Annotated in this window: 4 protein-coding genes; all 4 read left to right on the plus strand. The window is 33.5% G+C overall.

Annotated features, from left to right (window positions below; genetic code table 11):
* Positions 1 to 99 precede the first annotated feature (99 nt).
* The 4 genes from J8M14_RS14695 to J8M14_RS14710 all read left to right on the plus strand — a co-directional run bounded on the left by J8M14_RS14695 (position 100) and on the right by J8M14_RS14710 (position 12,549).
* Entirely contained in the window at positions 100 to 4,224 is a 4,125-nt protein-coding gene (locus tag J8M14_RS14695) for a hybrid sensor histidine kinase/response regulator transcription factor (protein WP_211075567.1), read from the plus strand.
* Between the two features lie 224 nt (positions 4,225 to 4,448).
* The gene (locus J8M14_RS14700; protein ID WP_211075568.1) at positions 4,449 to 7,535 is read left to right on the plus strand and encodes a SusC/RagA family TonB-linked outer membrane protein; all 3,087 of its coding nucleotides are present in this window, start codon (positions 4,449 to 4,451) and stop codon (positions 7,533 to 7,535) included.
* A 17-nt stretch (positions 7,536 to 7,552) separates the two neighbouring features.
* On the plus strand, positions 7,553 to 9,097 hold the full coding sequence (locus tag J8M14_RS14705) for a RagB/SusD family nutrient uptake outer membrane protein (RefSeq protein ID WP_211075569.1): 1,545 nt from the start codon (positions 7,553 to 7,555) through the stop codon (positions 9,095 to 9,097).
* A gap of 125 nt (positions 9,098 to 9,222) precedes the next feature.
* The gene (locus tag J8M14_RS14710; RefSeq protein ID WP_211075570.1) at positions 9,223 to 12,549 is read left to right on the plus strand and encodes an FG-GAP-like repeat-containing protein; all 3,327 of its coding nucleotides are present in this window, start codon (positions 9,223 to 9,225) and stop codon (positions 12,547 to 12,549) included.
* Positions 12,550 to 12,618: the final 69 nt, after the last annotated feature.

Here is a 12,618-nt window from a genome sequence, read left to right on the forward strand (position 1 = left end):
TTTAGAGCTTGTTTGCAACATTTGAAGCTTAAAATGCTACAAATTTTATTTTATCTAAGGTTAAAATCTTTTTTCTTAGGTTTTAAATTCAACATACATATGATGAAATTTAAAAAGAATTTTTCTAAGCTCTTAAAACTGGTGCTTCTATTTATTTTTTATATAAATACAATAACAATTCAATCCCAGATTAATTTTGAGTCTCTTAAGTTTAATTTAGTTAAGGAAAATATATTTCAACGTCCAATAACCAGTATGGTAATAGATAGTTACGGTTTTATGTGGATAGGAACCGATGGTGCTGGATTATACAAGTTTAATGGATTTTCTTATACATATTATGGGCACGATTTAAAAGATTCCAATAGTATTAACAGTAATTCTATAAGTTCACTGTTTATTGATGCTTCTGGGCAATTATGGATAGGAACTAATGCTGGTTTGTGTGCTTATAATAATCAAAAAAATTCTTTTAAGAGATTTGAAATCAAAGTAGAAACTGAGACAGATGATAGCTACCCCAATATTTTATGTTTTGCTCAATACAAAGATAAATTCCTGGTAGGAACCATTAATGGAGGTATAAAAGAGATAGATGTTGAAAACGGATTGATAAAAAGTTATGGTTTAAAGGGGGTATCTGTAAATGATTTAAAATTTTCAACAAAAGGAGATCTCTATGTAGCTACAGAAGAAGGGTTGAAATTAGAATTTATTCATGATAAAGGGAAATTTGAAAGTATTCCTTTACCTAATAGTGGCACTTTAGAAAATATTACAAAATTACATTTAGATCAACGAGAAAACCTTTGGGTTGGTACTTTGAAAAGTGGTGTTTTTAAAAGCGATTTAAAAAAAACTCGGATATCATTTGATACCTTAGATATAGCACCGCAAAGAATTATGGACATTGCTAGTGGTATGGATCACGTTTTTATTTCTATTGAAAATGAAGGTTTAGTCATTTTGGATATGAACGGGAAAGAAGTGAAACATTATCGTTATGATCCACAAGATAGCAGTAGCATTGCATCTGATTCAGCTTGGTCATTATTATTAGATAATGAAAATAGGCTTTGGCTTGGATATTATGAAAATGGTTTAGGTTTTTTTGATAAATATCATAACAAATTTAAATCCATACAACGACAAGATATTAGTAATGGATTTCAAATCAATAATATAAAAGCATTTGCAAAAACAGATGATGGTAAAATTTGGATAGCTCAAAATAACAAAATTGATATTTTAAACACAAAATCCGGTGATATTGTCAATGTTTATGGAAAATCTACAACAGAGTACAGAGGTCTTAAAAAAGAAATTTATATCGAAGGTATTTTTGTTGATAGTAAAGGAAACACTTGGATAGCAACATGGGGTCATGGTATTTTTTTACTAAAAAAGGGAGGCAAGACTTTTCAGAATTTTACAATGGAAAATACCGCTGGCGTGCTTTTAACGGATAAGATCAGATGTTTTACAGAAGATGAACTCGGAAATGTTTGGATTGGTTCTCATTTGGGAGGGGTATATTATTTTAATTCGAAAAAAGAAAAAATAGAAATACCTATAGTAGATTCTGTTGAAAACTCTAAGATTATCAAAAAGGATATCAAAGTAATTTTTCATGACAGTTTTGGAGCAATATGGGTAGGAACTTCTTCGGGGCTTTACAGTATAGAAAATAAAAAAGAAAAAGGATATATCGTTATTTGGCATAGCAATGCTCTTTCTTCCAAGTTTGGAGATCACCCAAGCTCTCAACGAATATTAGATATTTATGAAACTCAGGATGGAACTATATGGTATGGGACTAATGGAGGATTATTTTACTTAAATAGAGAAAAACAAGATTTTGAGCGTTTAGAGTTACCAGACTACAATCTTACTTATGTAAATGCCATATTTGAACCTGTAAAAAGCGAACTTTGGGTAAGTAGCAAAATGGGAATATTAAAAATAAAGCGTGATACAAATGAAGTTGTGCAGTTTACTAGCGATGATGGATTACTCGAAAATTTTCTGATTGATCGTGGGGTGATTATGGATGATAACGATAGGTTTTATTTAGGTACTAAAAATGGAGTAAATGTTATCGAACCCAATGATATCAGGTATAACCCTTATTTGGTAAAGCCGTACCTAAAAGATGTTAGGATATTCAATAAAAAAACAAATCAAAAAGAAAAATGCGCTTATTTTGATGCAACTAAAGAAACTAATGTTGTAACACTACAGCCTAATCAAACAATATTAACTATTGATTATGCAGCAATAAGTTATACCAGGCCTGAAAAAAACAAATATGCTTATTTTTTAGAAGGTTTTGAAAATACATGGAACTATGTAGGCTCAAAAACTAGTGTAACTTATACAAATCTAGATTCTGGTGATTATACCTTTAAACTTAAAGCATCAAATAATGACAATAAATGGGATGAGGCTTCGGCTATTTTAAAGATTAAAGTGTTACCTCCTTGGTGGAAAACCATCTGGGCTTATTTAGTTTTTCTTCTTCTATTGTCGCTTTTAGTGTTCTTGACCATGCATTTATACAGAAAACGAGTCAATGAAAGAAATATCTTTAGGCTTGAAAGAGAACGTAGAAAACAGAAGGAAGAATTACAAAAACAAAAGCTACAGTTTTTTACAAATATTTCTCATGAATTTAGAACACCCCTTACCTTAATTATCAATCCTATAAAAGAGTTAATAGAATTAGACGAAGCACATTTTTCAAAAACAGTGCGTAAAAAGCATCTTATTATTCATAAAAATGCTGAGCGACTATCAAGATTGATTAATGAACTGATGGACTTTAGAAAGTTACAATCCAATAAACTTCGATTAAGAACTAATCAGTTTAATCTTATAGACCAAGCTAAAAGGATACTTAGTTTTTTTAATGAAGAGTCAAAAAGAAGATCGATACGATTGGATTTAAAATATGAAAACACAAATCTAGATGTATGGGCCGATAGCGGAATGTTAGATAAAGTTTTCTTTAACTTATTATCCAATGCTTTTAAAGTTACACCAAACCAAGGACGAATACAGTTAAGTATCTTTTCCGGGAATAAAAAAATCTTACCATTAGTTAGTAAAGAAACACCTATTCCTGTTATAGAAATCTATATAAAAGACAATGGTCCGGGAATAGATCAAAAAGACTATAAAAAAATATTCAAAAGATTTTACCAAATTAGTGAATTGAATAAGTCATACTACGGAAGCACAGGTGTTGGTCTAGAAATGGTAAAAAGTTTTATTGAACTTCACAAGGGGGTGATAGAAGTTGAAAGCGAATTAGGAAAAGGATCTATTTTTAAAATATTTATTCCGTATGGAAAAGAATTTTTTGGAAGTACCGAAGATCCTTCCGTAAAAAAAGATAAACAAATTGAATTAGACGAATTAGAACCTGAATCAAAACCAGAAATCTATAAAATTGAAGAAATCTTATCTAAAAAGGAGCTAAAAAAGAAATTACTAATTGTAGAGGATAATATAGACCTTCAAGATTATCTTATCTCTATCCTAGAACAAGATTATGAATTGCTTTTAGCATCTGATGGTCAAGAAGGTTGGTTTAAAACCATGGAACATCGTCCTGATATCATTATAACCGATATTATTATGCCTCTTATGGATGGTGTGGAGTTTAGTAAGAAAGTAAAAAACAATCCAGACTTGAATCAAATACCGATTGTGATACTTACAGCTAAAGATTTGACAAAAGATAGAATCAAGGGTATGGAAGCAGGAGCTGAAGCATATCTTGTCAAGCCTTTTGATAAAAAAGAGCTTAAAGTGGTTTTAGAACAGTTGCTTTTAAAAAAAGAGCATTTATTGGAACAGTATGCAAATGCACCTCTTAATAACAATGAAAAAAAAGAAAAGGATCTAGATAATGACTTTATACAAAAAGCGGTTAGTTTTATTCAAGAAAATATTGAAGACCCTTCTTTGAATGTTGAAAAATTGTCGTCACACCTTTGCCTGAGTCGTAGTCAGGTTTATCGAAAAACAAAAAATCTTACCGGTTTATCACCAGTTGAGTTTATAAGGAGAGTGCGTTTGGAAAAATCCAGAACACTTTTTCAAAACAATAAGAACATTAACGTTAGTGAAGTAGCTCACAAAGTAGGTTTTTTGTCTGCTTCCTATTTTACAGTTTGTTATAAAAAGCAATACGGTGAACTTCCAAAAACTAGAGGATAAGCTAATGATTATGGTTTAACCTTTTCTAAATAACTGTGTGTATACAAATGATATTTTCACTCTATAATGCTGTAGTATAAGAAAAGCAACTTCAAATACAACATATGCAATATTTATTGCATCATATAAATTACTTTAAACCTTCACGTAAATTTAACTTGCGGTTAAACTAATCTTCACATTGTCTAAATATCACTTTGGGAACGATTAAAATTCAATCTGAAATGAAATCTATATTAATTGGAAAAATGAAATTAAAGTACTTATGTGTTGTTTTCTTTTTGATTATAACAAATCAGGTTATGGGGCAAAGTGTAACTGGAACAGTCTCCTTTGATGATGGTCGCCCTATCCCGGGAGTGAACGTTGTTGTAAAAGGTAAATCGCAAGGCGCTATTACAGACTTTGATGGCAAATATGCGATTAATCAACTGAACAATAATGATGTTTTGGTGTTTTCTTCTATTGGTTTACAAACCAAGGAAGTTTCCTATACAGGCCAAAAAGAAATAAATGTTGTATTAATTGAAGACTTAGTAAGTCTTGATGAAGTAGTTATTGTGAATTATGGTAAACAAAGGAATACTCCGGTTTCGGTTGTTAGTTCAGAAGCATTAAGCGAGTTTCCTGCTACAGATCTTGGTCAAGCTCTACAGGGTAGAGCAGCAGGTGTTACCATAACAAATGGAGGCTCTCCGGGATCACAAACCTTGGTGCAAATACGTGGTATTAATACATTTGGAGATGGTACACCACTTTTTGTAGTAGATGGGGTTTTTACTAACAGTATTAATAATCTTGATCTAGCCAGTATAGCAAAGGTAGATATATTGAAAGATGCTGCTTCTCTGGCAGTATATGGATCAAGAGGAACCAATGGTGTAGTTCTCATAACTACTAAAAAAGGTAAAGTGGGGAAAGCATCTTTTAAATTAGAGGCATCTTCCGGTATTCAAGAATTTAATAGGAGATATGATGTATTGAATACCGAGCAGTATATCCAGTTTCTTCGTGAGATTAATGCATTGGTAGGGCAAAATGGAGGACCAGACTTTCCGATAGGAAGAGTTAATAACGATCCATCATTTAATGGAAATGGAGTGGATACGGATTGGCAAGAAGCCTATTTTCAATCAGCACCTATGTATAATATAAATTTTAATGTAAATGGAGGTAGCGAAAAAGCAAAATTTAATTTAGGTTTTTCTCGATTGGATCAAGATGGGGTTTTTATAGATACCGGTTTTAATAGGACAACACTTAACCTCAATACTGATGCTAATATTGCTGATTGGTTAGATATTGGACAAACTCTAGCTTTATCCTATAATAGAACAATATCACCCGAGCGGGCTGGAGGTAGAGACCCTTTTCAAAATATTATAGGTCAGGCACCTTATATTCCAGTAATTACAGAAAATGGCCTTTTTGGAGGCACTAACTCTGATGATCTCAATGATTCTAGAAATCAAGTTAGAGTGCAAAATTCTCAAGATAATTTAACTAGATTTTCATCTGCTCTTGGTAGTTTGTTTGTTAATATTAAGATCGCAAACGGGCTTACTTTTAGATCGCAATTTGGTATAAACGCAAATTTATTACTACAAGATGCCCAAAGAAGAGCATTTGAAGAAGATGGGGGCAGATTCTCAAATCCAATCAATTTTATTAATAAAACCAGACAAACTTTATCACAAACCGTATTTACCAATACTTTGGCTTTTGATAGAGATTTTGATAAACATTCCGTAAACGCCTCAGCAGTACTAGAGCAAACACGAATAAGATTAGAATCGGTGTCAGTATCTGATAATAATGAAGTATCTTCAGAAATTCCGGAAGTTTTCTCTCCAAATGCAAGAGCAACATCTTTTTCGGTTCCCGAAAATTTAAATTCTGTACTTTTCTTAGGAGGCTATGAATTTGATGGTAGATATTCTTTAAGTGGTTCAGCAAGACGAGATGTTTCTTCAAGATTTTCTCCGGAAAATGCATCTCAGTGGTTCTTTTCAGGAGCTTTGGGATGGGATGTCTCAAATGAGCCATGGTTCAACATGAAAGCAGTTAACAGTTTCAAGCTTAGAGCAAGTTATGGTGAAACTGGAAATAATAGAACGGGTAATGCTGTAAATCAATTTTTACCGACCTTAGGTCTAAATCTTCCCTCCTCGATAGGAGATGAAACCTCACCTGGTATTAGCCCTAATAATGCCGCAAATCCCGATCTGCGTTGGGAGACCCAAATTAAACAAAACTATGGGGTGAGTACAGCTTTTTTGTATGACCAGATTCAATTTGGAGTAGATTATTTTAAGAATAGAAGTGAAGATTTATTGATCCCAGTAGAATTACCATCTTCCGCAGGAATTCCTGGGAATCCACAAACAGGCTCCACAGTGATTAGAAATATTGGTGTGGTTGATGTAAAAGGTATTGAGTTTACCTTAGGATATAATGATTATAAAGGTGATTTTAAATGGAATCTTTGGGCTAATGTTACAAAGTCTGAAAGTATAGTCGAAAGTCTTGGTACATCTGCAGAGCCTATTGAAAGAGCAATTTTAAACCCTCCATTTGCTCAACGATTAAATAGATTAGCGGTAAATGAAGCTCCATTCCACTTTTATGGTTTGGTTGCAGATGGTGTATTCTCTACTCAAGAGCAAATAGATGCAGAATTACCCAATAATGCTAGTGCAGCAGTTCCTGTTCAACCGGGAGATGTGCGGTTCCTGGATCTAAATGGAGATGGGTTAATTAGTTTAGAAGATCAGGATGTTATTGGAAATCCAAATCCTGATTTTACGTACGCAATTAATCTTAGAGCAGAATATAAAGGGTGGGATTTTGATGTGCTTTTTAATGGTGTAGAGGGAGTAGATATTCTTAATAGTAATATCTATTATCTAGAAGGCTTGGATAATGGATTGAATTATGGAACTCAGATACTACGAAGATGGCAGAATCCTGGGGATATAACGGACGTCCCGAGATTTAGATTTGGCGATAATATCAATAATTCAATTTCTACTCGATATATAGAAGATGGTTCGTATCTTAGAGTAAGAAATGTAACGATCGGATATAGTTTACAAAATGACTTGCTAGGTAAGTTAGCTAAAGGATTTATTAAAAAGATAAGATTGTATGTGCAAGGTCAGAACTTATATACATTTACAAACTATACAGGACTAGATCCAGAAATAGCTCCTTTTTATAATGCTCAAGGCCTAGTCGATGGTTTGGGTATTGATAGAAGTGCTCAACCTCGACCGATTACGGTGTTGAGTGGAATTCAAATAGAATTTTAAAAATAAATTTGAGAAAGATGAAAAAAATTAGTAATTATTTGTTGAAAAGCACTGCATTACTTTGCATAATTTTATTTGCAGCTTGCGATGAAGATGTGCCTGTAGAAAACACAAATGCATTAAATCCCGAAATCTTCTTTGAATCAGCATCTCAGATTGAAGCAGCGGTTAATGCTAGTTACAATCAGTTTCAGAATCTTTATCAACGCGTTGGTTATATTTTTCCTGATACAATGTCAGATGAGGTGGTGTCTAGTGGTGATCCAAATTTTGCGCCTTTTAATAGGTTCGAATTTAATCCAACCCTTGGTAATATCGCACTATATTGGACGGCTTGTTTTAATGGTATTGGAGCCTGTAATTTTGTTATTGGTAATGAAGGGAGAATGAGAACTAACTCAGCCACAAGTGATTTTACAGAGAATGATGTGGATGATGCATTAGGTCAAGCTTATTTTTTAAGAGCATTATATTATTATCATTTGGTAAAACGTTTTGGGGGGGTACCACTAAAAGTAAATTTAGCCAATGCACTTGATGATGAACCACGTGCTACTTCTGATCAAGTTTATGATCAAATGATAGCAGATTTGAAATTGTCTGCTCAACTTACTTTTCCTAAAGGAACTACAGAGGTCGGTAGGGTTACGCAAGAAGCAGCATATGCATTTTTAGGTAAAATCTATTTGCATCGTGAAATGTATACAGAAGCACAACAAGCATTTAATAATGTCACCAATCATAGCTTACTGCCATTGGAACAGTATCGTGATAACTTCAGCGAATCTGGAGAGCACAATGATGAATCTATGTTTGAAGTGGGATACAATGGTGAAGTAGGAACCGAACAGGAACGTTGGGCGCAAACAGGTATAGGGACTTCTGAGGTAACTTTTCGTTCTCAAGACTATACAGGATGGGCTAATGCAAGACCATCGGCTAAGGTAATTGCAGAATTTGAAGACGATGATCCAAGATTAGACTTAGCCATACTTCAAGATGATACGAATACTTATGGTACGGGAGATACCTTTCAATTTCCTTGTCCTGGATGTGTAGGTGGTCCAGTATGGTATAAGTTTTCACAACTATACGATGATCAAGATGTCTCAGAAAACAGTGGAGTAAATGTTAGGATTATGCGATATGCAGATGTTGTTTTGATGCAAGCCGAGGTAGAAATGAACTTGGGTAATATTACAGCTGCCGTAGACTTTTTAAACCAGATTCGAGATCGTGCAGGTATGCCTAGATACGGTACTGCTATTATGGATGGACGAGGTTTTCCGGTAAATACTCCTGAACAAATATTCAATGCTATTGTTCATGAAAGATTTGTAGAACTTTGTGGCGAACAACAACGTTTTGATGATTTAGTAAGGTGGGATCTAGATGATCAAGAACTTTCGATTTTCCCTGATGAGAATTTCAATAACCCTGATCCTAACCTTCGAACTATAAGGAACTATGATCCAAATGTTCATAGAATAATGCCTATACCCCAAAACGAAATAGATAGTAATTCGCAAATTGGACCAGGAGACCAGAATCCTGGGTATTAACAGTATATGGTTAATCAATTAGATTTATAGAAGTTGGTAGGTGAAAATTACATTTTCACCCACTTTCTTTACTAATAGTCTATAAACAAAGTATTTTTAGACAGAATAGGTAAAAGGAATAACGTATGTCGAGAGTTTTTGTAGTATTGCTAAGCGTGATTTTGTTTTTTGGTTGCGGTAAGAATACCAATGGTGACAAAACAGATCAAAGTAAGAAATCGAGCAATAAGATTTTTAGTAAACTTTCTGCCAAATCCACAGGAATAAACTTTGAAAACCGACTTACCGAAAACGATACCCTTAACTACTTTACTTACCCATATATTTACATGGGAGGTGGGGTTTCTGCTGGCGATATAAATAACGATGGTTTGACCGATCTTTTTTTTACGGGAAACATGGTTGATAATAAACTCTATGTAAATACAGGAAATCTTACATTCAAAGATATTACTCTGAAATCTGGTATAAAAGGAGATAAACGATGGTATACTGGAACAACCATGGCCGATATTAATGGAGACGGATTATTGGATATTTACTGTCTGGTAGCAGGGCAGTCAGGAAACAAACAAAATCAACTTTTTATTAATAATGGGGATAATACCTTTACTGAAAAAGCAAAAGATTTTGGGTTGAATGACGCAGGAAATAGTGTTGATGCTACTTTCTTTGATTTTGATAATGATGGTGATTTAGATGTATTTGTAGCTAACTATCCGATCACTCCTTTCGAATACAACAGTTATCATTATCAAATGCGAATGGATAGAGTCACCGATTTGGAAACGGATAATTTATACAGAAACGATAATGGATATTTTACAAAAATTACGGAACCTTCTGGAGTGAAACTGTATAGTCTTTCTTTAAGTGTTACAGCATCTGATCTGAATCAGGATGGGTGGACAGATCTTTATGTTTCCAATGATTTTGGTACTCCTGACTGTTTATATATCAACCAAAAAGATGGCACTTTCAAGAATGAAATCAAGAATGCAACGGCTCATACTTCCTTTTATGGAATGGGAGTAGATATTGCAGATTTTAATAATGATGGATTGCTTGATATTGTTCAAATGGATATGGACGCGGCTTCTAATCGAAGATCCAAAGCTAATATGGCCAGTATGAACCCTGAACTATTTGCAAATATTGAACGTGTAGGATTTCAATATCAATGTATGCAGAATACGCTTCAGTTAAATACAGGGTTCAACCACCAGGGTGTCCCAAAACTTAAAGATATTTCACGTTTGGCCGGTATTTCATCTACGGATTGGAGTTGGGCTCCATTAATGGCAGATTTTGATAACGATGGCTTTAAAGATTTGTTTATTACCAATGGTACACGCAGAGAAATCAATAACAAGGATTATTTCGAAAGCTTAGCTGGAGAAAAAAAACATAAAGATAGTCTATTAATCAAGAGTCTTCGTATCCCCTCTGAACCTATAGATAACTTTATTTTCAAAAATAATGGGGATCTCACATTTTCAAAAAATAATTCGGAATGGGGAATAGAAGACAAAGGCTTTTCTAATGGTGCAGTTTATGTAGATTTGGATAATGATGGTGATTTAGAACTGATCACCAATAATATAGACCAAAAAGTTTCTGTTTTTGAGAATCTTAGTGCCGAGATCAATAATCACCTTACGCTAACGTTTAAAGGAAGTTCAAAGAATAAATATGGTATAGGAACCAAGGTTCACATATATCATAACAATTCTCTTCAAGTTCAGGAAGTTTCCCTAAGTCGAGGATTTCAGTCTTCTGTGGCACCTAAAATTCATTTTGGACTTGGTAAAGATGAAGTGGTAGATAGTCTTATTGTGATATGGCCAAATCAAAAGAAGCAAAAATTAGTAAAGGTTGCCAAAAATTCTAGCATAGAACTTAATTTTGAATCTGCAAAGGAGAATATTCAAAAACAAGGTGTTGCTAATACCTTATTTGAAAGCTATACAGATGCTTTGGCTCTTTATAAGCATAAAGAAAATACCTATGATGATTTTAAAAATGAAATTCTTTTGCCACATAAAACTTCCCAATTTGGTCCGGGTTTAGCGGTTGGTGATTTAAATGGTGATGGCTTGGAAGATTTTTATATTGGAGCTGCATCAAAATATCCTGGAGGTATGTTTTTCCAAAAAAGCGATGGTAGCTTCGAACAACAAAAACTAAAGATCTTATTACAGGATAGAATGCATGAAGATATAGGTTCTCTAATCTTTGATGCTGACAACGATGGTGACAACGATCTATACATCGTTAGTGGAGGTAATGAATTTGAACCAAATTCTTCAATACTTCAAGATAGACTTTATATCAATCAAGGAAAAGGAAATTTTGTAAAAAGTAAAGATGCCTTACCAATAATTTATGAGAGTGGTAGTAGGGTCTATGCCTGTGATTATGATAAAGATGGAGATCAAGATTTATTCGTTGGAGGGAGATTGGTTCCTGGAAATTATCCTTATCCTGCTAAAAGTTATATCCTGGAAAACAGAAGTGAATTGGGGATAGCTAAATTTGTTAATATTACTCAAAAAGTTGTTCCAACATTCAATAAGCTTGGTTTAGTAACAGCTGCTCAATGGTTAGATTTTGATAATGATGGATGGAAAGATTTGGCGGTTACTGGAGAATGGATGAAGTTAAAAGTTTTTAAGAATATAGCTGGAGAAACCTTCAAAGAAGTAACCAATGAACTCGATTTGGCAAATACCACAGGCTGGTGGTTTAGTCTAAAAGCAGACGACATTGATAATGACGGTGATATAGATCTAATTGCCGGTAATCTGGGAGAGAATTATAAGTATAAGGCCAATGGTAATGAAACTTTTGATGTCTTCTTAAATGATTTTGATGGAAATAAGACAAATGATATTGTCTTAAGTTATTATAATGAAGGAGAGCAGTTTCCCGTAAGAGGAAGAGAATGTAGTTCACAACAGATCCCTTCAATCAAAAAGAAATTTAAGAATTACGATGCGTTTTCTAAGGCTACCTTATTGGATATTTATGGAGAAAAAAAATTAGAGAGTGGTATTCACTACAAGATATCTTCTTTTAAAAGTGCTGTTTTTCTTAATGAAAAAGGAAAATTTATAAGAAAAGATTTGCCTCTAAGAGCGCAAATAGCACCTACAAATCAAATTCTAATTGCCGATTTGGATTCAGATGGTATAAAAGATATGATTTTAGGGGGTAATCTTTATGCTTCAGAAGTAGAAACACCAAGAGCTGATGCAGGTCATGGAACTTTTTTAAAAGGCACTAATGACAATAAGTTTGAAGCACTATCTTCTAAGGAGACCGGACTTTTTATAGATGGAGATGTAAAAGATATGTCCACTATAACTGTAAAAGGAAAGACTTATATACTAGTAGCTAAGAATAATGACTTTTTAAAGTTTATCAAGATAAATTCAAAAGTGTTGCTTTGATAATTTTGTTGAGCATCTTAAGTACACTTAGTTATGTTATTGATGCTTTTTTGATTTTTAATATCATTA

Origin of the sequence: Aquimarina sp. MMG016 (assembly GCF_018100805.1) — a bacterium.
Classification (GTDB): domain Bacteria; phylum Bacteroidota; class Bacteroidia; order Flavobacteriales; family Flavobacteriaceae; genus Aquimarina.